The sequence below is a fragment of the Dyella sp. NPDC103356 genome (assembly GCF_055584465.1).
Map to the genome: position 1 here is coordinate 564,450 of NZ_JBVJLZ010000001.1, position 25,904 is coordinate 590,353.

Sequence of the window (25,904 nt, forward strand, 5' to 3'; positions counted from 1 at the left end):
GGGCACATTGCGTTCACTTCCTTCCTGTTGCCATGGGATCACGGTCACTGTCCAGTTCGGCATACCGTCTGTCTTGCAAGACAGCATCTTCCCCAATGCAAGGAGGTCGCCATGTCCTTTTCAATTCGCAAGACTCTGATCGCTGCTGGTTTTATCGCTGCGTTTGGCGCGATTCCGGTCACCCAGGCCGTCGCTCAGGATTCCGGCGCCAGCATGAGCAAGTCATCGGATAACCAGACCGTGCCCGGCAAAGTTGACGATGCCTGGATCACCACCAAGGTGAAATCCGAATTTGCCGCCAACAAGGCCGTCAAGGCCAGCGATATCTCGGTAAGCACTACTGAGGGCGTGGTCACCTTGAGCGGCACTGTAGCTACCGCCAAGGAAAAGGCACATGCAACCGCGATCGCCAAGAAGATAAAGGGCGTCAAGAGTGTGGACGCCAGCGGCCTGACGGTCAGCGCATCGTCGGCATCGAGCTAATCGTCGAGCGACTGAAGCCGGCGACCCAGCCGCCGCGCCAGTGACAACGCAACACCAGAAGGGATCTCAGGATCCCTTCTTTTTTGTCTTTATTTATGCGTCGGAAGGCATGCATTAAATCGATATAGAACACCTAAAAAAACATTGGTCGATCCGACAGACATTGCAATTCGTCAGAGCTACTCTGTCGATACTGGGCGGCACAGCCGCACACTCAATGGAGACAAGCCATGGATTGGCAAACATCATTGAGCCTCGCAAGGAGGTTCGTCGTACTCTTTTTGTTCGTGACCGCAAATGGTCGCGCGGCAACGTTTGCCCTGGAAGCCGGCAGCGTTCTCCTCTATGAGGATGAAGGCCGAGCTGCCTTCAACGTCACCAATACCGGTGACGATCCCATTCTTGTTATTAGCAAGGTCAAAAACTTGAAAGAAGACGACATCGCCGATCGTCTTCTTGTCACCCCGCCGATAACACGCATCGAACCACGTCAGAGTCAGCTTATCCATTACGTGCTTCGAGAAGGCGAAGCGCTGCGGGAAGAACACATGCTGGAAGCCTCGTTCGAGGCCATACCCGTTAAAAAACAAAGCGCGGCGACAATCAACATAAAACAGATCATACCGCTGATGATCTATCCGAAATCCATTGCGACGACGGACGAGCCCTGGCGAGATGTAGCCGTCGGGCATGAGGATGGCAGGCTCGAAATACGAAACACAGGCAAACACGTCGTGCGTCTACTGCCCAGCCTACAGACTCAACCTCAAGCCGCGGACATCCCCTTGAAGCTGCCTTATCTCATGCCAGGAGAGGTCACAAGCCATCGCTTGTCAGACAAACCAGAACGTATACGTATCACCCCTATGAATAGACGAGGATCCGTACTCACACCCATAACCATCACTGTCAAAAACATCGGCAGCGACTGACCGATGCCGGTCACGCTTGATCAGCGCGATCACCAACGCAAATGCAGCGCATCGAACAACGTCATTCAAAATACGCGAGGTTTCATCGTGAACAAAAAAATACTAGCTTTAACCGCCTTGATTGCGACAGCTTTCGAATCTCATGCTCAAGTTGCCGATCTTAATGTCATTGGCGTCTTTGGAGACTCTGGCAAATGCTCCGTGGATGTATCAAATGGTGGAACTTACGACCTTGGCACTATCTCGTCTTCACTCGTTAGAAAAAACCAAACCACCCCTCTTCAATCTCAGACTGCCACATGGACGGTGGCATGCGACATATTAACTTACGTCACACTCACAACGGCGGATCTTGAGAGCGCCAGCTCGTCAGAGCTAGGCGATCGGAATTTCGGACTTGGGAATGTAAATAGCACCGGGAAATTGGGCTCCTATACAGTTACAGCAAAAAATCCTGCCGTCGACGGTCAGAATGCGCTCTTTTCCACTTACACCGTTGCCCCCCAAGGTAGCGCGACTGCTCTTCTCAGAAATGGGGCGCACAGCACCTGGATGCGCTTGGACAATGGAAACCTACCAGCTAGTGGTCGGCAGTTCAAAGTAGACCTTGAAGTAAACCCCAGGCTTGCAACAGAAAGTGAAATGGCGGGGCTGCCTCCGGATGGCACACCATTGAAGGGCCATTTGACGCTGACCATTAAGCAAGGCCTATAAGTCAATATCCGCGTGTAGAAAAAAGCTGGTCACGCACCACCATCAAATTAATCCATCGCCATGATGAACGGAGTCACATGTCGATCAAGATATCTCGAGTTGTTTTTTCGACCGCACTGCTTTCGACCTGCCTCGCAACAAAACCATGCTGCGCGGCTCCCCATGGCGGCCCGGTCGATTTCGATGCGGACCTCCTTCGCGCACGCGGATTTCCCGACGAAATAGCCACTTATTTTCGAGACAAGCCACATTTTCTTCCTGGAATGCAGCCGGTCTCGGTAAGTGTTAATGGCCTCCCTCCTCAAAGCATGGAGTTGAGCTTCAATGAGGAAGGCTTTCCTTGTTTTGACGACCGCCTATGGACGCAACTACGCATACGCGGCGAACACATGCCTGCCGGTTGTCTGACGCCTGGCAGGCCCTCGCAACATCTCCAACTGACACTGGATCCATCCCGCTCGTCTATCGAGCTGCTGGTAGCCGACACGGCATTGCCGCCAAACCACGATGGTTTCGATCGCGGCGGACAGGCGGTTCTACTCAACTACGATGTTCAAGCAACGCAGTCCAAATACCGCTCTCACCGCTTGAACTATTTTGATGCCCGACTTGAGCCGGGCATCAACGTAAGCGGGTGGACCCTGCGCGCCAAGGCCTACTATTCGCGTTATCAGGGGACAAGTCGCTATTGGAACGAAGGCGCGTACATCGCCAAAGCCATCGAACCCCTATCCGCAATTTTTCAGGCAGGGCGCTTTACCAGTAACACCTTCTCATGGGGTGGTCTTCCCCTCACGGGCGTACAGATCGCATCGGATACCGCTCAATCTCAGCAAGGCGCCTCATCCGCGGTAGCGACAGGTGTGGTGCAAACGCAGGCCATTGTCGAAATTCGCCAGCATGGACAACTAAGGTATCGCACCGTCGTGCCTCCCGGACCCTTCTCACTTTCATCCATACCGGGCGTTGTTCCAGGCATCGACATGGAGGTCGCGATCACCGAGGAGAGCGGACATCGGCAATTACTGAGCATCCCTGTACCGCCTGGCGCTGCGTATGTGACGCAAGTGGCTTCGTTTCAGTTCGGCGCGGGTAAATATATGCCCGATTACCGAGCCGGCGGCAGCGATCGTCACGCGCCGATGGTCCTCACCATGGAACGGGGTACACCGCTTACTCCCCGCACCAGTGGATCGCTCGGCCTGCTCTGGGCTGAAGGTTATCGTTCGGCCGCTATTTCCGTGAATACCAGCCACCCCGACAAAGGCCGCAGTGCGGGAGTAAACCTCCGCGCGTCCAAGACACCGTCGTTTGGCGCAGGCGTCGAACTATCGGCCAATGGGTCCTGGGCTCTTACACCGCAGATAGTAGCAAATACATCCGTGCTCGTGCGTTCGCGGCGCTTTGCAACGCCCGAACAAGGGTTATGGCGACTGACTGAGGCAAGCGCTCAGCGCGCCATCACTTCATCGTCGCAACGCTCGATGACATCCTCGCTCATGTGGCACTCTCCCAGATGGGGCACCTATAGTTATTCGCTGTCGCTGACCCAGCCCACCGCGTGGCTTGCTCCCATCCGCCACGCGTTTGCAGCAAGCTGGAAGATGAAGTCGTCGACTTGGAATCTAACGGCTCAACACGATGGAAACCGTTGGCAAACGCTATTCTTGAATGTCGACATCCCGTTGGGAACCGCTCGATGGCAGCACAGCGCGCAAGCCAGCGGAAACTATCGTAGTGTCACCGCCAGCTATTCGAATGCGCTCCCGGATAGCCAAGGCAGCTATCGCTTTCAAGCCACGCAAGACAACGCTGGTAGCACACGGCTGGGAGCCTATACATCGCTCAACAATCGTTTCGCTCGAACCAGTGCAAGCTTCTCTGTCGGTCGATCGTCGCGATCTGGAAGTGTCCATGCGTCCGGCGGCATGGTATGGGTCGACCGGAATCTACTTTTCTCCCCCTCACCATTGACGGATACGTTTGCCGTTATGCGTTTCCCGGAACTTGCCGGCCTGCGCCTCCGCGGCCCAGGCGGCGCAACGGTGACCAACAAGCATGGATACAGCCTCATTCCCCAGTTGTCGCCGTATCAAACACAAACGGCATATGTCGATGGCAAAAGCATTCCCATAACGTATCGCGTCGCCAGCAGCACCGTAGAGCTCTCCCCTGCGCGCGGCAGTGTTATCCGCCGAACCGTAGATGCGTCCCAGGTCCGTCAACTGATCTTGACCGCATCCATGGCGGACGGTCGGCCCGCACCACAGGGGAGCGCCGTCCTGGACATATCTGGCAAGCTGGTGAGTACCGTCGCGGACAGCGGAAATATCATGCTGACAAACGACCAGATCGGCGCCCGCTTGCAACTCAAGACGAGCGAGGGACACCTCTGCGAATTGGACTACAAAGCCCCTGAGCGATTCGACCCGAATCGCCCTTATGAAGAGTCCAACGCTACCTGTCGTTGAAACCCGGCAGCTCAGCGCTGGTACAAGCCACCACCGAAGTTCTGGCTGTCGCGTGTTTCTTCCAGCTCCACGCCGTCGAGGCCCTGCGACAGGGTATGTGCGTCGCCACCCTGCGCGAGCTTGATGCGCAGGCGCACTTCGTTGGAGCTGTCGGCGTGACGCAGAGCGTCTTCGTAGGAGATCTCACCGGCGTGATAGAGCTCGACCAGACTCTGGTCGAAGGTCTTCATGCCCAGGTTGGTCGATTCCTTCATCACTTCCTTGAGCTTGTGGATCTCGCCCTGGCGTATGTAATCCTGCACCAGCGGCGTACCCAGCATGACTTCCACCGCCACGCGACGTGCCTTGCCGTCCGGTGTCGGGATCAGCTGCTGCGCGACGATGCCCTTGAGGTTCAGGGACAAGTCCATGAACAACTGCTGGCGGCGATCCTCGGCGAAGAAGTGCAAGATGCGGTCCAGTGCCTGGTTGGCGTTGTTCGCATGCAGCGTGCACAGGCACAGGTGACCGGTTTCGGAGAAGTTGATCGCGTATTCCATGGTTTCACGCGTACGCACTTCGCCGATCATGATCACGTCGGGCGCCTGGCGCAGCGTGTTCTTCAGCGCGTTTTCCCAGTTGTCCGTATCGATGCCGATCTCGCGCTGCGTGATGATGCAGCCCTCGTGCTTGTGCACGTATTCGATCGGGTCTTCGATGGTGATGATGTGGCCGGTAGAGTTCTGGTTGCGGTAGCCGATCATCGAGGCGAGCGAGGTCGACTTACCGGTACCGGTACCGCCGACGAAGATGATGATGCCGCGCTTGGTCATCGCCAGCTGCTTGATCACCGGCGGCAGGGTCAGCTCTTCGATGGTCGGAATCTTCGATTCGATCCGACGCAGCACCATGCCGACGCAATTACGCTGGTAGAAGCACGAGACGCGGAAGCGGCCCACGCCCTGCGCGGAAATCGCAAACTGGCACTCGTGGGTCTTTTCGAACTCCTCGCGCTGAGAAGGCGTCATCACGTTGAGCACCATGTCGCGCGACTGCTGCGCCGACAGCGGGCTCTGGGTGATCGGCACCACACGCCCCTGCACCTTCATCGACGGCGCAATGCCGGCCGTGATGAAAAGGTCCGAGGCCTTCTTGTGGACCATCAGTTTGAGGAACGAGGTGAAGTCGAAGTCGCTCATTGCATGTCTCCTGAGGAGACGGAAAGAGTAAAGAGTAAAGAGTAAAGGGGGAAAGCACTCGTGCGACGAAGCGCGCTCTTAACCTCTTTACCCTTTCCTCTTTCCCCTTTTCCGCTTTATTTAAACTGCTCTTTGTTCTTCGCGTAGCTACCGGCCGCCTGACGCGTGACCAGGCCGCGCTTGACCAGGTCGAGCAGGTTCTGGTCGAGCGTCTGCATGCCGTATTGCTGGCCGGTCTGGATCGACGAATACATCTGCGCAACCTTGTCCTCGCGGATCAGGTTACGGATCGCCGGAATGCCGACCATGATCTCGTGAGCCGCGATACGACCGCCGCCCACTTTCTTCATCAGCGTCTGCGAGATGACCGCGCGCAGCGACTCGGACAGCATCGAGCGGACCATCGGCTTTTCGCCGGCGGGGAACACGTCGATGATGCGGTCAATGGTCTTGGCGGCCGAACTGGTATGCAGCGTGCCGAACACCAAGTGGCCGGTTTCGGCGGCGGTCAGCGCCAGTCGGATGGTTTCAAGGTCGCGCAACTCGCCGACCAGGATAAAGTCGGGATCTTCGCGCAGCGCCGAACGCAATGCCTCGTTGAAGCCGTGCGTATCGCGATGCACTTCGCGCTGGTTGACCAGGCACTTCTGCGAGGTGTGCACGAATTCGATCGGATCCTCGACCGTGAGGATATGGCCGTATTCGTTCTTGTTGATGTGATCGACCATCGCCGCCAGCGTGGTCGACTTGCCCGAGCCGGTCGGGCCGGTCACCAGGATCAGGCCCTGCGGCTGCTCGATCAGTTCGCGGAAGATGCGCGGCGCAGCCAGGTCTTCGAGGGTCAGCACCTCGGAAGGAATGGTACGGAACACCGCACCGGCACCGCGGTTCTGGTTGAACGCGTTGACGCGGAAGCGCGCCAGCCCGGGGATTTCGAACGAGAAGTCGCACTCGAAGAATTCTTCGTAGTCGCGGCGCTGCTTGTCCGACATGATGTCGTAGATCAGCGAATGGACCTGCTTGTGCTCCAGCGCCGGAATGTTGATGCGGCGCACGTCACCGTCCACACGGATCATCGGCGGCAGGCCGGCGGACAGGTGCAAGTCCGATGCCTTGTTCTTCACCGAGAAGGCAAGTAGTTCGGCGATATCCATCGGTTCCCCCTAAAACCCTTAAGTCCGGATGTTCTTATCTTTTGGCTACCGAGGGCGCACCTGGACGCGTTAGGCGCTTGCGCACCCGGCCCGGACCGCAGGTTCCCCCCGTGCAGCGGACTCGATACTACTCGTGCCAAGGCCCGCGCCACCAGCCTTATCGGCGGGCCTATGTCCAAAGTGCGAACTACGGTTGATGAAAGGTGCGCAACTAGACCAGATAAGCGATGACGCGACGATGACCGCGGCCACCCCCGGTGCGCTAAGGTAAGCAGGTTCTACAGGTAAGGAAGCGGCATGACACGAATTGCATTTATCGGCGGCGGCAACATGGCCCGCAGCCTGATCGGCGGCCTGCTCAAGACGGGCATCGCCAGTTCCTCCATCAGCGTGGCCGAACCCCGTGCCGAGGCGCGCCAGGAACTGGGGCGCGAATTCGGGGTGGCCTGCTTTGCGGAAAGTCGTCTGGCCGCGGCCGAAGCCGACGTACTGCTGCTGGCGGTCAAGCCGCAAATCATGCCCAGCCTGCATGCCGAGCTGCGCGACATCCTGCAACGCCACCGCCCCCTGCTGATCTCGATCGCCGCCGGCGTACGCGTGGATCAGCTCGAACGCTGGTTCGGCCATGGGCTGCCGATCGTGCGCTGCATGCCCAATACACCCGCCCTGATCGGCGCGGGCGCCACCGGCCTGTACGCCAACCAGCGCGTCAGCCCGCCCCAGCGCGCGCAGGCGCAACGCATGCTCGACGCCGTCGGCCAGACCCGCTGGATCGACGACGAACGCCTGATGGATACCGTCACCGCGGTCTCCGGCTCCGGTCCGGCCTATTTCTTTGCCTTGGTCGAGGCAATGGAAGACGCCGCGGTCGCCCAGGGCATGCCACGCGAAACCGCCCGTGCCCTGGCCGCACAGACCTGCCTTGGCGCCGGCCGCATGATGGTCGAAAGCGGCGAAGACCCTGGGGTACTGCGCCAGCGCGTCACCTCTCCTAATGGCACCACCCAGGCCGCGCTGGAGAGCTTCGCCGCCGACGGCCTGGCGCGCATCACCGCCCGCGCCGTTGCCGCAGCCACCCGTCGCGGCGGGGAAATGGCCGCCGCCCTGGACGACAAGGAGATGGGCGCATGAGCTATCTGATCAGTGCGTTTTCTTTTCTTCTCGAAGTGGTTTTCAGTGCGGCGGCGACCCTGATCGTGCTGCGCCTGCTGGCGGAAGCGAGCCGGGCGGACTTCAACAACCCGCTCAGCCAGTTCATCTACCGCTATACCAATCCGATCCTGTCGCCAATCCGTCGAATCATCCCCAACTGGCGGCGGATCAATACCGCGGCGGTACTGATCGCCTGGCTACTGATGTTGCTCAAGCGCCTGCTGATCTTCGTGCTGCTTGGGCGCATGCCCGGGATCGCCGGGCTGTTGCTGCTGTCTTTTGCCGACCTGCTCGACTTCATCCTGGTGTTCTACCTGGTGCTGATTTTCGTGTGGTCGCTGATGAGCATGTTCCAGGTCGATCGCTACCACCCGGTCCTGCGCCTGATGAGCAGCCTGGTCGAGCCGGTACTGCGCCCGGTGAGGGGCAAACTGGTGGCTGCCGGGCTGGATTTCGGCCCCTGGGTGGCCATGATCGTGCTGGTCCTGCTGCGCCTGCTGGTGGTCGCGCCGCTAACCGGTTACGGTATGCAGCTCGCCCTGGGCATCGGCTCGGTCGGCTGACAATCCTCAAGAGGTCGTTTTGATGTTCGCCATAGCATGGATGGTGTTCACGGGCATGCTTGCCGGCGCGCCGGCGGTAGACAGTTCGGCAGATACGCCGCAAGTGGTTGTCGACGGGACGCTGCGGACACCCGACGGCACCGAGCGAACCGCAAAGCTCGCCATTACCTGCGCGCCCGGTCAGGGCGGTGCCCTTTCCATGCATTTGCAACTAATGAGCACCGCACGGCTCAATTTCGACCTGGACGTCTACGAGGGTCCGAACACGGCGGCATCGAAGAAGCCCAGCGCGCATCTTTCGGCCGGTTCGCAACAGGCTCCGGCGCTGATCTCGGTGGGCGCTTACGGCAGCCGTGGCCAGGCCCCTTACACATTTACCGTCAGTCAGGCCATGACCGGCCCCGCGCCGGTCGCCAAGAAAGGCAAACGCGCTCCCAAAGGCTCATCAGCCAAGAGCGCCCCGGCATCGCTGCTGCGGGTCGCCGAGGCCCTGGGGATTGCCGGCGGCGAACTGACCTGGACTCAGGACGCCTCCCGCTCGGGCGAAAAGCCCCTGGTCGCGCATTTCGCCCCGGAGACCTGGCAAGCCCAGCAGATCGCCGACGAAATCAAGCCCTGCGTGACGCCCAGCCGCTGATCACGGCATGAATCGCGTCCAGCCCGTCGAACAATGCGGCGGGCCCGGGCTGCAGGATGAGCGGCGATTTGATTTCATGCAGCTCGCCATCGCGCACCGCAGGAATCGCCTCCCAACCGGTGCGGGCCGCGACACGCTCGGGCCGGAAACGCTTGCCGCACCACGAGCCCAGGATGATGTCCGGCGCCTGCTCGATCACCACATCCGGGTTTTCCAGGATGCGATGCTTGGCCAGCGATTCGCCGGCCTGATGCGGAAACACATCGTCGCCACCGGCAATACGCACCAGCTCGGCCACCCAGCGGATACCGGTAATCAGCGGCTCGTCCCATTCCTCGAAATAGACCTTGGGCCGACGCGGCAATAAAGCGGCCTTGGCCTCGATCTCGGCGATATGCTGCTCGGCCTTGCGCGCATAGGCATCGGCCTTCTCCGCCGCGCCGACCATCGCGCCCAAGCGCCGGATATAGGCGAGGATGCCCTCCACGCTGCGATGGTTGCTGATCCAGACCTCGATGCCGGCCTTGATCAGGTCACGCGCGATATCGGCCTGGATATCGGAAAAGCCGATTACCAGGTCCGGTTCGAGTTTGAGAATTTCACCGATCTTTGCGCTGGTAAACGCCGAGACCTTCGGCTTCTCCTTGCGCGCACGCGGCGGTCGCACGGTAAAGCCGGAGATACCCGCAATGCGGTGCTCCTCACCAAGGGCGTAAAGGACTTCGGTGGGCTCTTCGGTGAGGCAGACGATGCGGTTGGGAAAAGCGTCAGGCATGAATGGTGTAATCCGCTTTGCTTAAATTTGTAAGAGCGACTTCAGGGAACCTCTTAAAAAAACCTCTCCTATCCGTCGTCCCGGCGAAGGCCGGGACCCAGTGCCTTACGCCTCAGCGTGCTAAAGACGCTAGGCCCCGGCCTTCGCCGGGGCGACGATGAAAACTGAGGTTATTCGAGGTTCCTTTCAGTTGCGACAAGCAGTCACGCAACTGCGGGGCGCGGCGGAAGCCGCCCCTACAGAGCCGGACCGCTTTCTTGAACGGCTCAGTGCCCGAGCACGGTCACCATCACTTTCCGCTGGTGCGCATCGCGCCGATGCTCCCACAGATAGATGCCCTGCCAGGTACCCAAGGCCAACTTGCCACCGTGCACCGGCACGGTCAGGGCGACACCGGTGAGGATGGCGCGTACGTGCGAGGGCATGTCGTCCGGTCCTTCGGCGTCGTGCTGGAACAACGGGTCGCCGTCGGGCACCGCACGTGCAAACCAGCGTTCCAGATCGTCACGCACCGCGGGGTCGGCGTTTTCGCTGATCAGCAAGGAACAGCTTGTGTGCTGCACGAAGATGTTGACGATGCCGGTCTGCACGGCCGAGGCACTGACTACATCGCCAACCTCGTCGCTGATCTCCACAAAACCACGGCCACGACTGTGCACCGTAAAACCTTGCTGGGCGACGTGATCGGCTGGCTTGGCGCGTGCAGTCATGGCGGATGGCTCAGGGATAAAGCAGGCGGTGGGTCCAGGTCTGGCCATGGCGGTTCCAACGCACGCGCTCGTGCAGGCGGAACTCGGCGCCGTACCAGAACTCGACCATGTCGGGTTCAACCACATACCCGCCCCAGTGTGGAGGGCGCGTTACGTCGCGGCCTTCGAACTCTTTCTCGTAGTGCGCCACGCGCTGCTCGAACGTCGCCCGCTCGGGCAGGGTCTGCGACTGCAGCGAGGCCCAGGCGCCGATCTGGCTTTGCCGTGCACGGGTAGCGAAGTAGGCATCCGATTCGGGCGCTTGCAGCTTGCGCGTCACGCCTTCGACCCGCACCTGCACGCCCTCGCGCAACCCTTTCCAGTGAAAGCAAAGCGCAACCTGCGGATGAGCCGCCAGTTGCTGGCCCTTGTCGCTGTCATAGTTGGTGAAAAAACGAAAGCCGCGCTCATCGGCGCCTTTCAGCAGTACGATTCGCGAACTGGCGCGACCGTCACCGTCGACGGTGGCCAGGGTCATGGCGGTGGGCTCACGCTCGCCGGCCGTCTTGGCCTCGTCGAGCAGTTGTAGGAAGGTAGCTAGAATTTCTTGATTCAGCATGACGTTATAAGGACTGGAAACTCTTGATTCGTGGCCGTCTCGCGCCATCATGGCGCGCATGAATATCGATGCTAGCATGCAGAATTCGGCCCTGGCCGAACACCTGCTCGATCAATACGCCGGGCGCATCGCGCGCGCCAGGCGCCCCTACCTGCTGGGCCTGTCCGGCCTGCAAGGCAGCGGCAAGAGCACCCTGGCCCGGGAAATGAAAGCCCAGGCCGAAGCGCGCGGCTGGCCGACCGAAGTCCTTTCGCTGGACGACTTCTACTACTCGCGCAGTGAGCGCGAGGTGCTCGCCCATCAGATTCACCCTTTGCTGCGGACCCGCGGCGTGCCGGGTACCCACGAGATCGAACTGCTGATGTCGGTGCTGGCGGCCCTGCCGCATGCCTCCGACAAGCTGCCGGTCAGCTATCCGCGTTTCGACAAGGGCCGCGATACGCGCCTGCCACCGTCACGCTGGCCCAAGGTGACCCGTCCACCCAGGCTGATCATCCTCGAAGGCTGGGCGCTGGGTATCCGACCGCAATTGCAGTCGGCACTCGAACCGCCGATCAACGCGCTCGAACGCGATGAAGACCCCGACTGCGTCTGGCGTCACTGGGTCAACAAGCAGCTACGCGGCTACCAGCCGTTGTGGCGCAAGCTCGACGCGTTGATCGTGCTGCAGGCACCGAACTGGGACATCGTGCGGCAATGGCGCAGCCAGCAGGAAGAAGAACTGCTGGCCCGCCATGCTCCGCTGGCCATGGACGCCAAGGCGATGGTGCGCTTTCTTGCCCACTACGAACGCCTGAGCCGCCATGCCCTGGCTACCCTGCCGTCGCTTGCCGATAGCGCGGTGGAGTACGACAACCACCGGCATGTCACCGGCATTACGCACAACTAAGAGTTATCCGGCGATCGGTTCGACCCATACCGCCGTGCCATAGGCGAGCACTTCGGTGACGCCCTCGGCGACATCGTTGGCGTCGTAGCGCATCGCGATCACCGCGTTGGCACCGTGCTCGGCGGCATGCTGCAGCATCAGCTCGAAGGCTTCTTCGCGAGCTTTTTCGCACAGCTCGGTATAGATGGTGATGTTGCCGCCGACCAGGGTCTGCAGCGCGGCGCCGAGGTTGCCGATGACGCTGCGCGAACGCACGGTGATGCCACGGACGATGCCGACCGGGCGGACGATGCGAAAACCTGGAATTTCGTTACTGGTACTGACCAGGTGGGGTTGGATACGCTGAGGCATGGACGATGCTCCGTGGGGTGTCTTGCGCATCCTATACGGCGGCGGGCTCGCTTCGCATCGCCTCTTGTTCCCCCTCACCCCAGCCCTCTTCCCCGGCAGAGCCAGGGGAAAGGGAGCCTACTGAGGCAAGCGTCCGCGTTTCGCACTACCGCAACTTGCCCTTCTCCCTTGGCTCTGCCGGGGAAGAGGGTTGGGGTGAGGGGGGCTCTCAGGCGAGCAACGCCGCATAACCTTCCCGAGCATCGCCCCACCGAGGAACAAAACCACTCTCCCGCAACTGCGCATTACTCAAGCGCTTGCTGCCGACACCCGCCGGTGCAGGCCCTGCCGCTGGCACCGGAACACCCACCTGTCGCGCAAGAAAGTCATAGAGCACATCCAGCGGAAGCGGCGTGTCATCCGCACCCACATAAAGCGGCAAGACCTCGTCCAACATGAGCAGATGCACGATCGCATCGGCTGCATCGTCGACATGGATGCGATTGGCCCAATGCGGCATGTCGCGCGGCACACGCACCTGGCCGCTGCGCAAGCGCTCGACCAGTTGCATGCGCCCTGGCCCATAGATACCGGCAAGACGCAGCGCCACAGACGACAACGCCTGCGCACCAAGCCATTGCTCCGCTTCAAGCAACACGCGGCCGTTGAAGCTCAACGGATCAGGCGGCGTGGTCTCGTCGATCCATGCGCCATCGTGCTCGCCATAGACGGCACTGGAAGAAACAAAGAGCACACGCCGGCACACGGCCAGATCCAGCGCACCAAGCAGGTTCCGCAAGCCCTCGACGAATACCGCACGATACGCCGCTTCGTCGCGCGCGTCGGGTGCCGGCAGAAACACGATGCGGGTGATACCGGCAGGCAGGCGAGCCAGGCTGGCCGGGTCGGACAAATCGCCCCGCAGCCATCGAAGCGCCCCCTTCCACGCGGGTGGATGGCGGCGCAGGGCCCATACGGACGCACCGCGATCGATAAGCCGCTGGGCTACGCGCTGGCCCAAATCGCCGCAGCCGGCGAGCAGGACGCGTTCGCTGCTAAAGTTCACCTATGAATCCCTCGTGCAATCTCTTTATCGTCGGTCCGACCGGCGCCGGCAAGACGTCGATCGGTCGACGTCTGGCTGCGCATTATGGGCTGCACTTTATCGATCTTGATCAGGAGATCGAGCACCACTGCGGGGTGCCCGTGAGTACCGTGTTCGAAATCGAGGGCGAGGCGGGCTTTCGTCAGCGCGAATCGACCTTGCTGGACGAATGCAGCCAACGACAGGGCGTCTTGCTGGCTACCGGTGGAGGCGCCGTATTGGCCGCCGACAACCGGCGGCATTTGCGCGAGCGCGGTTTTGTGATCTGGCTGCAGGCCAGCGTCGAACAACAGCTCGAACGCCTTGCACGCGACACCAAGCGTCCGTTGCTGGCCGGCGTCGACCGCCGCGAGCGGCTGGAAAACATGTCGCTTGCACGCGTCGATTTTTATCGGGAAGTCGCCGACCTGGCCATCCCCGGCGAGTTCGAAGGCGTGCCCGCGGCGAGCGAGCGCAGCATCGGCCTGATCGACCAGGCCTGGCAGCGACAGGCTCCGCACCACCATGCCGATACCGGCACCTTGAAGACAACCGACGTATGAGTCTCTCCTCCCTTCTTCGCCGCATCGACGTCACCCTGGGCGACCGCAGCTACACCGTGTCCATCGGACCCGGGCAGCTCGACGACACCGCCTATTGGCGTGCCCGCTTGCGTGGGCGCCATGCGCTGGTGATCAGCAATACCACGGTCGCGCCGCTCTACCTCGAACGCATCGCAAAGGGCCTGGATGGCCTGCAATGGTCGTCGTTCCTGCTTGACGACGGCGAAGCGCACAAGAGCTTTGCCAATGTGGGCCGTGCACTCGAAGCGCTGGCGCATCTGGGTGCGACCCGCGATGCCTGCATCATTGCGCTGGGCGGCGGCGTGGTCGGCGACCTGGCCGGCTTTACGGCTGCCTGCTGGATGCGTGGTATCGACTTTATCCAGATGCCGACCACCTTGCTGGCGATGGTCGACTCTTCGGTCGGCGGCAAGACCGGCGTCAACCTGCCCGCCGGCAAGAACCTGATTGGCGCGTTCCACCAGCCACGCGCCGTCATCGCCGACACCGACACGCTGACCACCCTGCCCGATCGCGAATACCGCGCCGGTCTGGCCGAGGTGATCAAGGGTGCCGCGATCGGCGATCCCGAGTTCTTCGGCTGGCTCGAACAGCATGCCGATGCGCTGGCCGTGCGCGACACGGCAACACTGATCGACGCCATCGCCCGCAAGGTGGTCTACAAAGCCGGCGTCGTCGCGCGGGATGAAACCGAACAGGGCGAACGCGCCCTGCTCAATCTCGGCCACACGTTCGGCCATGCGCTGGAAACGGCCGGCAACTACACCACGTTATTGCACGGCGAAGGCGTGGCGGTCGGCATGGTGCTGGCCGCGCGGTTGTCCGAGCGGCTGGGTTTGAGCGAAGCGGCCGATACCGCGAGATTGCAGACCCTGCTCGAACGCACCGGCCTGCCGACCGTGATCCCGCCGGGCATGCAGCCCGATGTGCTGCTGGGCCTGATGCGGCTGGACAAGAAAAACCTCGCCGGCACTCTGCGGTTGATTCTCTGGCGCGGCATCGGGCAGGCGGAGATCGTCAGTGGCGTGGACGAAGCCCAGGTTCTGACTGTGTTGACCGAGGCCTGTCCCGGTTGAACGGCACAGCACGCCGCACAACCAGCTAAACTCTCGGCCCCATGCGCATCTATATGCAAACCGTGCCCGGCACCGCCGAGGCCCCACGCTATGTCCAGATCGTGCTGGAGCAGGATCTGCTTGGCGGCTGGACGCTTTATCGCGAGACCGGCACCCAGGGTGGCCGCGCCACGCTCAAGCGCGAGCAATATCTCGAACGCGACGAAGCCATCGTCGCCTTCGAAAAAGCACGCGACGCGCAACTCAAGCGCGGTTACCGCGTGATGTTCAGCCAGGGACAAGAAGGCCCCTACGGACGTTGATATGACCGATGCATTGAAGAACGACCGCTTCCTGCGGGCGCTGCGCCGCGAACCCACCGATACCACCCCGATCTGGGTCATGCGCCAGGCCGGCCGCTATCTGCCCGAATACCGCGCCACCCGCGCGCGCGCCGGCAGCTTCATGGCCCTGGCGCAAAATCCCGAACTGGCTTGCGAGGTAACCTTGCAGCCGCTCGAGCGCTTCGAGCTGGATGCGGCCATTCTGTTCTCCGACATCCTGACCATTCCCGACGCGATGGGCCTGGGTCTTTCCTTCGCTACCGGCGAGGGCCCGCAGTTTGCGCATCCCGTGCGCAGCAAGGCCGATATCGACAAGCTGGGCGTACCGGACATGGCCAGCGAGCTGCGCTATGTCATGGATGCGGTCAGCCTGATCCGCCGCGAACTGCATGGCCGGGTTCCGCTGATCGGCTTCTCCGGCAGCCCGTGGACGCTTGCTTGCTACATGGTCGAAGGCGAAGGCTCGCGCGATTTCGCCAGGCTGAAGGCGATGTGCTGGAACGAGCCTCAACTGGCGCACAAACTGCTCGACACCTTGGCCCAGTCGGTCGCCGCGTACTTGTCCGCACAGGCGGCCGCAGGCGCGCAGGCGCTGATGATTTTCGATACCTGGGGCGGCCTGCTTGGCCCGGCTCCGTTCCGTGAGTTCTCGTTGCGTTACATGGCGCAGGTTGTCGACGCATTGAAGGCGGATGCCTCGGCTCGTGACTTGCCGATCATCCTGTTCTCCAAGGGCGCCGGCCACCACTTGTCGACCATGGCCGATACCGGCTGCACCGCGCTCGGTGTGGACTGGACGATCGATCTGGCCGACGCGCGCCAGGCCGTCGCCGGCAAAGTCGCGCTGCAAGGCAACCTCGATCCGTCGGTACTGCGCTCCAATCCTGAGACCATCCGCCGCGAAGCGCGCGCCGTGCTCGACAGCTATGGCAACCATCCCGGCCACGTGTTCAACCTTGGCCACGGTATTACGCCGGAAGTCGATCCGGAGCATGTGAAGGTACTGGTGGACGAAGTGCACGCCTATGGCAAGGTGCTGCGACAAGTCTGAACCCCTGTCGTGCGCAGGCCAGCGGTGCGAGAATCGCCGCTGGCAACGATTCGGGGGAATCAGGCATGGAAAGAGCGTCGCCGTACGAGCATCCGTCCACTGCTATCGAAGAAGTGGATTCGCCGATCCGCTTCATCGATCCGCGTGGGACCACGCGTTTTTTACAAGTATTTCTAGTGCTACGCATCTGCGGCACTACGCTAGCCGTGACGCTGCCGCTGGCTCTGATGCAGTGGTCGATCGTCTCTCCGTTGTCCCCGTGGACGCTGACACCGCAGTTCAACGCCTTCGTCGGTGCGACAACCATCGTGATGACGTTTGCGCTCTGCGCTTGGCTTTGGGTCAGCCAGCGCAATCAGCTCGCCTTACGGCGTGGTGCCGCACACCATTGGGCTCCATTGATGTTGGCGGGATTCGGGTTGCTCAGCCTGCACTCGTTTTATGCGCTCGACCAGCTGAGGCCATTCACACTTGCGATCGCCGCCTTTGCGCTGATCAGCACGGCGTATATCGGTTACTTCCTGCATCGAGCCTTGCAAGCCGATGCGCCTCGATCGCAGGGAGCCCGGCTGGCTCTGTCCTTTCGCCTCTGGCTGATCGCAACCATTGGAGCCATTCTCGTTCCGTCGATCCTGGTCTGGCGCTCAATCCATTTTCCCAATGCAGAATTTGACTACCGCCATTATTCGCGACTGGGGTTTTCCGTATTCGCTCTAGCCTCCGAGCTGTGTCTCCTTGGCGTCGTCGCCCGCCTGGCAAATTGGCAACGCGAGACCCACGCCTTCATGCAAGGCAACGCTCCGACGCCTGTCATCTGATCGAGACCGCTCGAACACTTGTCCTGCGACTTTCAACTGCCGCATGATCCACAGGCCAGCGCCCGCTGGCGGGGGAACGACAGGGGGATGTCGAACATGCAGACGGAAAATCCGTACAGCGCGCCCGAGAGTGCGCTGCAAGGCAGCGAGTTGCTCAACAGGACCACGAGCGGCAAATACTTTTTTCGACCGGCTCAAGGGCTGGCTCTGGGCACCTATATCACCGTGGGCGCGCATATCGCCGCGCTGCTCATGAACGCCGCGGTGTTGATCTATGAGCACCACTTGCTCGGTCTGGTACGGGATGGTGCCACTGCCGGTGTGGACGCGCGTTCTTCGCTGGCATCCGGCGACAAGTTGCTGGTGGTCACCAACGGCTTGATCCTGCTTTGCCTGCTGGTCAGCTACGTCGTCGGCGGCATGTGGATCTATCGCGTTGCATGCAACGTACGCGCGCTGGGCGCGAACGATCTGGACGACAGTCCTGGCTGGGCGGTGGGCTGGTACGCGGTACCCTTTGCCAACCTGGTCCGGCCCTTCAGGGCCATGCGGCAGATTTTTCTGGCCAGCGAGAAACCGCTTGATTGGGACGACAACAGCAAGCCCGCCTTGATTATTGTCTGGTGGACGTTGTTTCTGCTCTACAGCATCGGCGGCTACATCACCGGCAAGTTGACCCAGGGGAACAACATCGAAGACATCATGAGCCTCGAGTTCTGGCTGGTCGCCTATCGCGCCGTATGCGTTCTTGCGAGCGCGGCGTTCATCAAGGTCGTCTGGGAAATCACCCGCTTGCAGGCAAAGAGCCATGCGAACCCGGGCAGCGAACGCGTCAACCTCGCCGACAACCCGGTGTTCGCGAACGTCTAGTTCGGTACCAGGATCACCAACGCTCCGATCAACAGGTGGGGGCGTTGGTGTACTTCATATCCCCAGGGCCATCGTATTTCGACGCACTGCAGCAATCTGGCCTGCGGCGATCGAGCGACCCGGGTCGATCTCGTTCATAAACCGGCAAAGCCGCGCAGCAACAAGCGATAGGCGACGCGTCCCCTCCGGCGTTGGGCCAGACCTTGTCTCGATCGGTACTTGAATCGATCCAAAAATGGTCGATTTTTATTGCGGCGCAAAAACAAGGCCTTGATTTTTCATTCACAGAATCAATGCCTTGGAGCATCGGTCTAATTTTTAGATCGAGTGAAATTTTTATTGACAACGTTGTCGGCGGCCCTCAAGAATTGCGCCGTCGGTAGATACCTTTTTTCTGCCGGTCGCGGCTCTGGATCACCGCGGTGTATTGCTGATGCCCGCGCCGGCGCTCCCCCACCCCAATCGCGCTGCGGACATAGGCAAGACACGTTGAATTGGGGAGCCCCAATCCGCTTCGCGGGATGCGACTCAAAAAAAACCGTGATGAACGACGTCACCGCCGCAAGGTAGTGCGGGTTCGCTTTGTCGCAAAAAAACAAGGATGCGTGCGCCCCCGGCTCGCCGTCCTCCGATCAGTCAGTTTTACGCACGTCTTTGTAGGGAGGTCGGCGTGAATTACCGTAAGAGCGCTCTTTCGATGGGTATTGCCGCCGCGTTGCTTTTCAGCACCGCCGCGATGGCCCAGGATGCCGGCACTAACAGCCAGCCCCAGAGCAAGAGCAACACCAACGGCAGCCAGCCGGCCGCCAACAATCAGCCGCAGGCTGCCGACCAGAACAAGGCCACCCAGCTCGAAGGCGTGACCGTCACCGGTATCCGCGCCAGCCTGCAGAAGTCGCTGGACCTGAAGCGCAATTCCGATTCGATCATCGATGCGATCTCGGCCGAAGACGTGGGCAAGTTCCCCGACACCAACGTCGCCGAATCGTTGTCGCATCTGCCCGGCATCAGCGTGGACCGCAACTTCGGCGAAGGCGACAAGGTCAGCATCCTGGGCACCGACCCGGCGCTGAACCGCCTGCTGCTCAACGGCCAGACGCTGGCCTCGACCAACTGGACCTCCGATCCGAACAACCCGGACAGCCGCTCGTTCGACTACAGCCTGCTCACCTCGGAAATCATCGGCACCGCCGAGGTCTACAAGACCCCGCAGGCGCGCATCGACGAAGGCAGCATCGGCGGCACGGTCATCATCAACACCCGCCGTCCGCTGGATCTCAAGGCCAATACCTTGACCGGCACGGTGAGCTACAACTACAACGACCGCGCCAGCACCGGCAAGCCGAACGCTTCGGTGCTCTACAGCTGGAAGAACGACGACAACACGTTCGGCGTGCTCGGCTCGGTGATGCATTCGGACCGCATCATCCATCGCGAAGGCACAGAAATCTTCGGCTATCAGCGCGCGGGCGATCCGACCGATACCGATCCGAATCATCAGTTCTCGCCGACTGTGGTTCCCCCGGGCACCACTGCCGTGTATCCGACCGCGATCAATACCGCGCTGTTCGAGCAGGAGCGCAAGCGCGACGGCGTGTCGACCGGTATCCAGTGGAAGCCGAACCAGAACTTCGAGCTGAACTTCACCGGCCTGTACGTCACCGAGAAGTTCAACAACTTCAACCAGAGCCACTACGGCGACTGGTCCGGCAGCGCACCCGATGCCACCTCGCTCAACGTCAACAACGGCCTGGCCACCAGCGGTTCGTACGGTGCCGGCGCGCCGACCTACCTCGATGGCTACGAGCGTTTCTCCAAGGTGAACACCGGCACCGCACAGTTGCGCGCGGACTGGCACGGTGACGGCTGGAACGCATCGAGCCAGATCGGCTACACCGGTTCGACTGGCGGTTCGCAAGGCATCTACAACGTGCAGTTCCAGGGCTTCGGCGGTTACGACTGGAACCTCGCCGGCCAGCATCCGCAGATCAACTTCAACAGCCCGAACGATCCGAGCCAGATGCTCGCGCACGGCGCCGGCTTCAGCTATGCGCCCAGCTTCGATCGCGAGCGCTACTTCCAGGCCGATTTCAATCACGACCTGGCGCTGGGGCCGCTCAACGAAATCGAGTTCGGCATCAAGTCGAGCAACCACTACAACGGCCAGACCGGCTATGCGGCATTGATCCCCTCACCCGATGGCAGCGGCGTATCGCTGGCCGACCTGGCCGGCGGCATGACGCCCAGCGGCTATCTGGATGGGCTCAATGCCACCCAGAGCATGAGCAACTGGACGCAGATCAATCAGGGTGCCCTGAAGAACTACGTGCAGAGCCTGTACACCAGTGCACCGATGGATCCGAAAGCCACCTACAGCATCGCCGAGCAGAACCGCGCGTTCTATGTGCAGGGCGATTTCGGTGGGGACAACTACCGCGGCAACCTGGGCGTGCGTTACTTCCATACCCGCGATGCGGTCACCGGTTACCAGAGCATCGGCGACAACCAGTACGCGCCGCTGGACAAGCACAGCAGCTATAACGACTGGCTGCCGTCGTTCAACATCGCCTACGACCTGCGCGACGACCTGACCCTGCGCTTTGCGGCAGCCAAGACGATCGCCCGCCCGCGCTTCCAGGAAATGACGCCGTACATTGCGCTGGACGATCGCACGCTGACCGGCTCGGGTGGCAACACCGACCTCAAGCCGTACAAGTCGACCAACTACGACGCGACCGCCGAGTGGTACTTCACCGATAACAGCCTGCTGTCGGCAGAGTTCTTCTTCCGCCGCATTTCCGGCTACATCCTCAACACCAACGTCGAGCAGACGCATTTCAATCTGACCGAGTTGCAGGATTCGGTGTACTCGATGGAGATTCCGGTCAACGCCGGCGTCGCCAAGGTCAAGGGCCTGTCGCTGACCTACCAGGGCAACTTCGGTTACGGCTTCGGCATGCTGGCCAACTACACCTATTCCGATGCCGATACCAGCAACAGCTTCCCGCTGCCGTACAACTCGAAGAACTCGTTCAACCTGACGCCGTACTTCGAGCAGGGCCCGTGGAGCGCGCGCGTGACCTATAGCTGGCGCTCGTCGTACTTCACCCAGATCGCGCAGCTGCAGTCGGCGCAGATCACCGGCATCTTCCGCGAGCTGGATGCGTCGATCGGTTACCAGATCAACGACCACATGCGCATCTCGCTTGATGGCACCAACCTGCTGGACGAGACCTATTTCGTCTACAACAACACCCCGAGCGAGCCGCTGAATGCGTACAAGAACGGCCGTACGTATACGCTGAACCTGGGTCTGAAGCTGTAACCGGCCACTGCCCGGGCGCTTGGCGCCCGGGCAGGGTCATGCGATAACGAACATCCCAAAGCTTGCTGCGGAGCGCTACGCCTTGTCATCCATGACACGTCTCTCCCTCGGCCTCTCGGCCGCCCTGTGGATCACAGCGTGCGGCAGCGCGCTCGCCGCGTCGGCGACATCGCTCCCCCTCGATACAGGCTGGCAGCTACGGCTCGCCGAGCATTCGCCACAAGCCGCACAGCATGCCGCGCAGACGCAATGGCAAGCGGCCAAGGTACCCGGCAGCGTACAGACCGACCTGCTGGCCGCCGGCAAGATCGGCGATCCGTTCTACCGCGACAACGAAGCCAGCTTGCAATGGATCGGCCTGACCGACTGGGACTATCGGTTGTCCTTCGACGTCGATGCCGGCACCTTGAAACGCGGCCATGTCGATCTTGTTTTCGAAGGCCTCGATACCTTTGCCGACGTATCGCTCAACGGCAAGCATGTGCTGGCTGCCGACAACATGTTTCGTCGCTGGCGCATCCCGGCCAAGAAAGGACTGCATCCCGGCAAGAACACCTTGCTGGTGCAGTTGCATTCGCCGATCGCGCGCCTGCTGCCATGGCTGCTCAAGCAGCCCTATGCCCTGCCCGGCGAGTTCGACTCCAGCTTCGGCGACGAACCCAAGGGCAAGCAGACCTCCAACTACGTACGCAAAGCCAACTACCAGTACGGCTGGGATTGGGGCCCGCGCTTTGTCACCTTGGGCATCTGGCAGCCGGTAAAGCTGGAGAGCTGGGACGATGTACGCCTGGCCGATTTCCATATCGCGCAACCGCACGTCGACGAGGCCACGGCGCAACTGCAGGGCGAGCTTAAGCTGCAATCGGACAAGGCCGGCGATGCGCAAGTCAAGCTGAGCTGGACCGCACCTGATGGCAGCCATGGCGACATCGACCAGGCAGTCACGCTGACCGCCGGCGACAATCAGATCGAGCTTCCGCTCAGCATTGCTCACCCGCAACGCTGGTGGCCGGCCGGCTATGGTGCACAGAACCTCTATCACTTCCATGTCGACGTCACCGCCGGCGATGCGGTCGTGGCGAGCGCCGATCGCGATACCGGTCTGCGCACCGTCGAACTACGACGCGAACACGACCAGTGGGGGCGCAGTTTCGCTTTCGTGGTCAACGGCGTGCCGATCTTCGCCAAGGGCGCCGACCTGATTCCCTACGACAGCTTTCCCGAGCGCACCACGCCCGAACGCCTGCGACAGATCCTCACCTCCGCCCGCGACGCCAACATGAACATGCTGCGCATGTGGGGCGGCGGCTACTACCAGAGCGATGCGTTCTACGACATGGCCGACCGGCTCGGCATCATGATCTGGCAGGACTTCATGTTTGGTGGTGCCGTGCCGCCGTATGACGAAGCCTTCCGCAAGAACACCGAAGTGGAGGCGACCGAACAGGTGCTGCGTCTGCGCGACCATCCCAGCATCGTGCTCTGGTGCGGCAACAACGAGGTGCAGACTGGCTGGGAATCCTGGCCCGATCGCGAGACGTTCCGCCAGTCGATCTCCGCCGACGAACGCGCCAAGGTCGAGCAAGGCATGAAGGAACTCTTCGGCCACACCTTGCGCGGCGTAGCCAACAAGCTCGCGCCGGAAGTGCCCTACTGGGCCAGCTCGCCCAGCACCGATTACGAGGGCCCTGCCAACGTCCTGACCGATGGCGATTACCACTACTGGGACGTGTGGTCGGGTTCCAAGCCGATCGAGAAATACCTGGAGACCACGCCGCGTTTCCAGTCCGAATACGGCCTGCAGTCATTCCCGGTGATGGCGACGATCGACAGCTTCACCCAGCCAGAGGATCGCTCGCCGAATTCAACGGTGATGCGCGCGCACCAGAAGTTTGCCAACGGCAACGGCAACGATCGCGCCTTGCTGTATATCCGCGACAACTACGGCGAGCCGAAGGATTTCGCTTCGTTCGTGTACTTGAGCCAGGTGATGCAGGCCGAAGGCATCGAGCTGGCGGCCGAGCATTTGCGCAGCGCGCGTCCGCAGAGCATGGGGTCGCTCTACTGGCAGCTCAACGATGTGTGGCCGGGCCCGTCCTGGTCGAGCGTCGACTACTACGGCCGCTGGAAGGCCCTTCAGTTTCACGCCAAGCGTTTCTATGCACCGGTCGATGTGGTGCCAATCCGCCGCGACGGTACGACAAATATCTTTGTCGTCTCCGATCGCACGGAGCCATTTGCCGCGCAACTGCGCACACGCCTGTATGACATGGACGGCAAGCTCCTGCATGAGAGCACCAAGCCCATCAAAGCCGATGCATTGAGCAGCACGCCGGCTGGCACGCTGACGGATAAGGAGTGGCTGCACGGTGCCGATCCGAAGCGCACGGTCGCTTCGTTCGAGCTGCTCGAACAAGGCAAGCCGGTTGCCCGTCATCTGCTTTATTTCGGTGTGGCGAAAAGCTTGACCTTGCCGTCGCGGCCGGAGCTGCAAGCCGAGTGGCTCGATGATGGCCATGTATTGCGTATCAGCACCAAGCGACTGGCCCGTGCCGTGTGGGTCGATCTGGGCGCCATCGACGCGCAGCTATCGGAAAACGCTTTCGATCTGTTGCCCGGCGAGCACGTGGATATCGCGATCGAGAGCAAGGCCGACCTTGCCAGCCTGCAGGCCGCACTCAAGCTGACCTCGCTCGTGGATGCGGTGCAGCCGACGGCGGCGGAGACCAAACCATGATGACATCGCGCCGCAATCTGCTGAAGTGGATGGCGCTGGCCCCGGCGATGGCTACGCTCGGCGGTAACGCATTCGCGTTTACCGCCAAGAGCGGCAAGACGTTCACCAGCCATCGCCCGCCGCTGGCAAAGCGCAAGTTCACCAGTCCGGCGGTCGAGCAGTTGATCGCCAGGACCAAGTCGCGCATCGGTGATCCCGAACTGGCCTGGATGTTCGAGAACTGTTTTCCGAACACGCTCGATACCACGGTGGAAGTCGGCACGCTGCACGGCAAGCCCGATACCTTCGTGGTCACCGGCGATATCGATGCGATGTGGATGCGCGACTCGTCCGCGCAGGTCTGGCCGTATGTGCAGCTGGCCAAACACGACCCTGCCCTGCAGCGTCTGTTCCGCGGATTGATTCACCGCCATACGCTATGCATCTCGATCGATCCCTACGCCAATGCCTTCATGCCCGACCCGCAGGCGAAGAGCAACCTGGATTGGGCGCAGCACGACGTCACCGACATGCGCCCCGGCGTCGCCGAGCGCAAATGGGAGATCGACTCGCTGTGCTATCCGGTGCGCCTTGCGCACGGCTACTGGCAGGCGACCGGTGACCGTGTGCCGTTCGACGACGACTGGCACGCGTCGATGCGCAAGGTGCTGGCGACGTTCAAGGAACAGCAGCGCAAGCAGGGCAACGGTCCTTATCAGTTCCAGCGCACATCACCCAATCCGACTGAGACGCAGTTCCTGCACGGCTATGGCAACCCCACCAAACCGGTGGGCATGATCCACGCCATGTTCCGGCCGTCGGACGACGCCTGCCTGTATCCGTTCAATATCCCCGGCAATCTGTTCGCGGTCACGACGCTGCATCGGATGGCCGAGATGTTGCGCGCGCTACGCAACGACCATGACACTGCCGGCGAATGCGAAGCCTTGGCCGATGAAATACAACACGCGGTGGAAACCTATGGCGTGATCCGTGGCGAACAGGGCGATTGCTGGGCTTACGAGGTCGACGGTTACGGCAATCAGCTGTTCATGGACGACGCCAACGTACCGAGCCTGCTCGCCCTGCCGTATCTGGAAAGCTGCAAGCGCGACGACGCCCGTTACCAGCGCACACGCGCGGCCGTGTGGAGTGCGCGCAATCCGTATTTCTTCGAAGGCAAGGCTGCCTCCGGCATCGGCGGACCGCATGAAGGGCTGCGCATGATCTGGCCGATGTCGATCATGATGCGCGCGCTGACCAGCACCGACGAAAGCGAAATCGGGCAATGCGTGGGCTGGCTGAAAAGCACCCACGCCGGCACCGGTTTCATGCACGAAAGTTTCGACCAGGACGACCCCAGCAACTTCACCCGTGCATGGTTCGCCTGGGCTAACACCTTGTTCGGCGAACTGATCGTGCAACTGGCCGAACATCATCCCGCCGTCCTGCGGCAGGCTTAAATCGTTGA

24 protein-coding genes are annotated in these 25,904 nt (G+C 61.3%); 17 read left to right on the forward strand and 7 right to left on the reverse strand.

Features of this window, described 5'->3' with window-relative positions; genetic code table 11:
- Positions 1-111: 111 nt before the first annotated feature.
- From ACZ6WW_RS02455 to ACZ6WW_RS02470, 4 genes are all read left to right on the forward strand, one after another.
- A complete protein-coding gene (locus ACZ6WW_RS02455) occupies positions 112-483 on the forward strand; it encodes a BON domain-containing protein (protein ID WP_465272812.1) in 372 nt (123 codons plus the stop codon).
- 230 nt (positions 484-713) lie between these two features.
- Positions 714-1,415 (forward strand): fimbria/pilus chaperone family protein, encoded by a 702-nt coding sequence (locus tag ACZ6WW_RS02460; protein WP_465272813.1) that lies wholly within the window; start codon positions 714-716, stop codon positions 1,413-1,415.
- Between the two features lie 3 nt (positions 1,416-1,418).
- The gene (locus tag ACZ6WW_RS02465; RefSeq protein ID WP_465272814.1) at positions 1,419-2,129 is read left to right on the forward strand and encodes a DUF1120 domain-containing protein; all 711 of its coding nucleotides are present in this window, start codon (positions 1,419-1,421) and stop codon (positions 2,127-2,129) included.
- Between the two features lie 77 nt (positions 2,130-2,206).
- Entirely contained in the window at positions 2,207-4,600 is a 2,394-nt protein-coding gene (locus ACZ6WW_RS02470) for a fimbria/pilus outer membrane usher protein (protein ID WP_465272815.1), read from the forward strand.
- Between the two features lie 11 nt (positions 4,601-4,611).
- Here ACZ6WW_RS02470 and ACZ6WW_RS02475 read toward each other — a convergent pair whose 3' ends face one another.
- Positions 4,612-5,778 (reverse strand): PilT/PilU family type 4a pilus ATPase, encoded by a 1,167-nt coding sequence (locus ACZ6WW_RS02475; protein ID WP_281852212.1) that lies wholly within the window; start codon positions 5,776-5,778, stop codon positions 4,612-4,614.
- A gap of 116 nt (positions 5,779-5,894) precedes the next feature.
- Positions 5,895-6,932 (reverse strand): type IV pilus twitching motility protein PilT, encoded by a 1,038-nt coding sequence (locus ACZ6WW_RS02480; RefSeq protein ID WP_281852211.1) that lies wholly within the window; start codon positions 6,930-6,932, stop codon positions 5,895-5,897.
- Positions 6,933-7,229: 297 nt separating this feature from the next.
- Here ACZ6WW_RS02480 and proC point away from each other — a divergent pair, with 297 nt between their 5' ends.
- Genes proC through ACZ6WW_RS02495 form a run of 3 tightly spaced genes read left to right on the forward strand, consistent with a single transcriptional unit; the run spans position 7,230 to position 9,284 of the window.
- A complete protein-coding gene (proC, locus tag ACZ6WW_RS02485; protein WP_465272816.1) occupies positions 7,230-8,063 on the forward strand; it encodes a pyrroline-5-carboxylate reductase in 834 nt (277 codons plus the stop codon).
- Positions 8,060-8,647, forward strand: a complete 588-nt coding sequence (locus ACZ6WW_RS02490; RefSeq protein WP_465272817.1) for a YggT family protein — start codon at positions 8,060-8,062, stop codon at positions 8,645-8,647. The genes proC and ACZ6WW_RS02490 overlap by 4 nt, the downstream gene beginning before the upstream one ends.
- Positions 8,648-8,669: 22 nt before the next feature.
- Positions 8,670-9,284, forward strand: a complete 615-nt coding sequence (locus ACZ6WW_RS02495) for a hypothetical protein (protein ID WP_465272818.1) — start codon at positions 8,670-8,672, stop codon at positions 9,282-9,284.
- Here ACZ6WW_RS02495 and ACZ6WW_RS02500 read toward each other — a convergent pair.
- The 3 genes from ACZ6WW_RS02500 to pdxH form a co-directional block, all read right to left on the reverse strand.
- Positions 9,256-10,059, reverse strand: a complete 804-nt coding sequence (locus ACZ6WW_RS02500; protein WP_465272819.1) for a cobalamin-binding protein — start codon at positions 10,057-10,059, stop codon at positions 9,256-9,258. The two genes, ACZ6WW_RS02495 and ACZ6WW_RS02500, sit on opposite strands and share 29 nt — an antisense overlap.
- A gap of 266 nt (positions 10,060-10,325) precedes the next feature.
- On the reverse strand, positions 10,326-10,769 hold the full coding sequence (locus ACZ6WW_RS02505) for a secondary thiamine-phosphate synthase enzyme YjbQ (RefSeq protein ID WP_465272820.1): 444 nt from the start codon (positions 10,767-10,769) through the stop codon (positions 10,326-10,328).
- Between the two features lie 10 nt (positions 10,770-10,779).
- Entirely contained in the window at positions 10,780-11,367 is a 588-nt protein-coding gene (pdxH, locus tag ACZ6WW_RS02510) for a pyridoxamine 5'-phosphate oxidase (RefSeq protein WP_465273008.1), read from the reverse strand.
- Positions 11,368-11,443: 76 nt separating this feature from the next.
- On the opposite strand from pdxH, the gene ACZ6WW_RS02515 reads away from it, so the two are divergent.
- Positions 11,444-12,256, forward strand: coding sequence for a kinase (locus tag ACZ6WW_RS02515; protein ID WP_281852203.1), 813 nt, complete (start codon positions 11,444-11,446; stop codon positions 12,254-12,256).
- A 3-nt stretch (positions 12,257-12,259) separates the two neighbouring features.
- Here ACZ6WW_RS02515 and ACZ6WW_RS02520 read toward each other — a convergent pair whose 3' ends face one another.
- The gene (locus tag ACZ6WW_RS02520; protein ID WP_465272821.1) at positions 12,260-12,607 is read right to left on the reverse strand and encodes a YbjQ family protein; all 348 of its coding nucleotides are present in this window, start codon (positions 12,605-12,607) and stop codon (positions 12,260-12,262) included.
- Between the two features lie 208 nt (positions 12,608-12,815).
- Positions 12,816-13,652 carry an NAD-dependent epimerase/dehydratase family protein gene (locus ACZ6WW_RS02525; RefSeq protein WP_465272822.1) on the reverse strand — a complete coding sequence of 279 codons (837 nt, stop codon included), beginning with the start codon at positions 13,650-13,652 and terminating at the stop codon, positions 12,816-12,818.
- 2 nt (positions 13,653-13,654) lie between these two features.
- Between ACZ6WW_RS02525 and ACZ6WW_RS02530 the strand changes: the two genes are divergently transcribed.
- The 9 genes from ACZ6WW_RS02530 to ACZ6WW_RS02570 all read left to right on the forward strand — a co-directional run bounded on the left by ACZ6WW_RS02530 (position 13,655) and on the right by ACZ6WW_RS02570 (position 25,896).
- Positions 13,655-14,233, forward strand: coding sequence for a shikimate kinase (locus ACZ6WW_RS02530; RefSeq protein WP_281852200.1), 579 nt, complete (start codon positions 13,655-13,657; stop codon positions 14,231-14,233).
- Positions 14,230-15,330 (forward strand): 3-dehydroquinate synthase, encoded by a 1,101-nt coding sequence (gene aroB, locus ACZ6WW_RS02535; RefSeq protein ID WP_465272823.1) that lies wholly within the window; start codon positions 14,230-14,232, stop codon positions 15,328-15,330. The genes ACZ6WW_RS02530 and aroB overlap by 4 nt, the downstream gene beginning before the upstream one ends.
- 41 nt (positions 15,331-15,371) lie before the next feature.
- Complete coding sequence (locus ACZ6WW_RS02540) at positions 15,372-15,632, forward strand: WGR domain-containing protein (protein ID WP_281852198.1); 261 nt, start codon at positions 15,372-15,374, stop codon at positions 15,630-15,632.
- A 1-nt stretch (position 15,633) separates the two neighbouring features.
- Positions 15,634-16,704 (forward strand): uroporphyrinogen decarboxylase, encoded by a 1,071-nt coding sequence (gene hemE / locus ACZ6WW_RS02545; protein WP_465272824.1) that lies wholly within the window; start codon positions 15,634-15,636, stop codon positions 16,702-16,704.
- Between the two features lie 113 nt (positions 16,705-16,817).
- Positions 16,818-17,522, forward strand: a complete 705-nt coding sequence (locus tag ACZ6WW_RS02550; RefSeq protein WP_465272825.1) for a hypothetical protein — start codon at positions 16,818-16,820, stop codon at positions 17,520-17,522.
- 96 nt (positions 17,523-17,618) lie between these two features.
- On the forward strand, positions 17,619-18,392 hold the full coding sequence (locus ACZ6WW_RS02555; protein ID WP_465272826.1) for a DUF4328 domain-containing protein: 774 nt from the start codon (positions 17,619-17,621) through the stop codon (positions 18,390-18,392).
- 601 nt (positions 18,393-18,993) lie between these two features.
- Positions 18,994-21,717, forward strand: a complete 2,724-nt coding sequence (locus ACZ6WW_RS02560) for a TonB-dependent receptor (RefSeq protein WP_465272827.1) — start codon at positions 18,994-18,996, stop codon at positions 21,715-21,717.
- A 91-nt stretch (positions 21,718-21,808) separates the two neighbouring features.
- Positions 21,809-24,454: a beta-mannosidase gene (locus ACZ6WW_RS02565; protein ID WP_465272828.1), complete on the forward strand. Its 2,646-nt coding sequence runs from the start codon at positions 21,809-21,811 to the stop codon at positions 24,452-24,454.
- Complete coding sequence (locus ACZ6WW_RS02570; protein ID WP_465273009.1) at positions 24,454-25,896, forward strand: glycoside hydrolase family 125 protein; 1,443 nt, start codon at positions 24,454-24,456, stop codon at positions 25,894-25,896. The genes ACZ6WW_RS02565 and ACZ6WW_RS02570 overlap by 1 nt, the downstream gene beginning before the upstream one ends.
- The last annotated feature ends 8 nt before the right edge of the window (positions 25,897-25,904 follow it).

Bases quoted from the DNA above. Each gene is read 5' to 3' on its own strand.
- ACZ6WW_RS02540 (WP_281852198.1), top strand. From the start codon at position 15,372: ATGCGCATCTATATGCAAACCGTGCCCGGCACCGCCGAGGCCCCACGC.
- ACZ6WW_RS02475 (WP_281852212.1), bottom strand. From the start codon at position 5,778: ATGAGCGACTTCGACTTCACCTCGTTCCTCAAACTGATGGTCCACAAG.
- ACZ6WW_RS02480 (WP_281852211.1), bottom strand. From the start codon at position 6,932: ATGGATATCGCCGAACTACTTGCCTTCTCGGTGAAGAACAAGGCATCG.
- hemE (WP_465272824.1), top strand. From the start codon at position 15,634: ATGACCGATGCATTGAAGAACGACCGCTTCCTGCGGGCGCTGCGCCGC.
- ACZ6WW_RS02570 (WP_465273009.1), top strand. From the start codon at position 24,454: ATGACATCGCGCCGCAATCTGCTGAAGTGGATGGCGCTGGCCCCGGCG.
- ACZ6WW_RS02455 (WP_465272812.1), top strand. From the start codon at position 112: ATGTCCTTTTCAATTCGCAAGACTCTGATCGCTGCTGGTTTTATCGCT.
- ACZ6WW_RS02505 (WP_465272820.1), bottom strand. From the start codon at position 10,769: ATGACTGCACGCGCCAAGCCAGCCGATCACGTCGCCCAGCAAGGTTTT.
- ACZ6WW_RS02495 (WP_465272818.1), top strand. From the start codon at position 8,670: ATGTTCGCCATAGCATGGATGGTGTTCACGGGCATGCTTGCCGGCGCG.
- ACZ6WW_RS02470 (WP_465272815.1), top strand. From the start codon at position 2,207: ATGTCGATCAAGATATCTCGAGTTGTTTTTTCGACCGCACTGCTTTCG.
- ACZ6WW_RS02460 (WP_465272813.1), top strand. From the start codon at position 714: ATGGATTGGCAAACATCATTGAGCCTCGCAAGGAGGTTCGTCGTACTC.
- proC (WP_465272816.1), top strand. From the start codon at position 7,230: ATGACACGAATTGCATTTATCGGCGGCGGCAACATGGCCCGCAGCCTG.
- pdxH (WP_465273008.1), bottom strand. From the start codon at position 11,367: ATGCTGAATCAAGAAATTCTAGCTACCTTCCTACAACTGCTCGACGAG.
- ACZ6WW_RS02465 (WP_465272814.1), top strand. From the start codon at position 1,419: ATGCCGGTCACGCTTGATCAGCGCGATCACCAACGCAAATGCAGCGCA.
- ACZ6WW_RS02500 (WP_465272819.1), bottom strand. From the start codon at position 10,059: ATGCCTGACGCTTTTCCCAACCGCATCGTCTGCCTCACCGAAGAGCCC.
- ACZ6WW_RS02555 (WP_465272826.1), top strand. From the start codon at position 17,619: ATGCAGACGGAAAATCCGTACAGCGCGCCCGAGAGTGCGCTGCAAGGC.
- ACZ6WW_RS02560 (WP_465272827.1), top strand. From the start codon at position 18,994: ATGCGTGCGCCCCCGGCTCGCCGTCCTCCGATCAGTCAGTTTTACGCA.
- ACZ6WW_RS02515 (WP_281852203.1), top strand. From the start codon at position 11,444: ATGCAGAATTCGGCCCTGGCCGAACACCTGCTCGATCAATACGCCGGG.
- aroB (WP_465272823.1), top strand. From the start codon at position 14,230: ATGAGTCTCTCCTCCCTTCTTCGCCGCATCGACGTCACCCTGGGCGAC.
- ACZ6WW_RS02490 (WP_465272817.1), top strand. From the start codon at position 8,060: ATGAGCTATCTGATCAGTGCGTTTTCTTTTCTTCTCGAAGTGGTTTTC.
- ACZ6WW_RS02530 (WP_281852200.1), top strand. From the start codon at position 13,655: ATGAATCCCTCGTGCAATCTCTTTATCGTCGGTCCGACCGGCGCCGGC.
- ACZ6WW_RS02520 (WP_465272821.1), bottom strand. From the start codon at position 12,607: ATGCCTCAGCGTATCCAACCCCACCTGGTCAGTACCAGTAACGAAATT.
- ACZ6WW_RS02565 (WP_465272828.1), top strand. From the start codon at position 21,809: ATGACACGTCTCTCCCTCGGCCTCTCGGCCGCCCTGTGGATCACAGCG.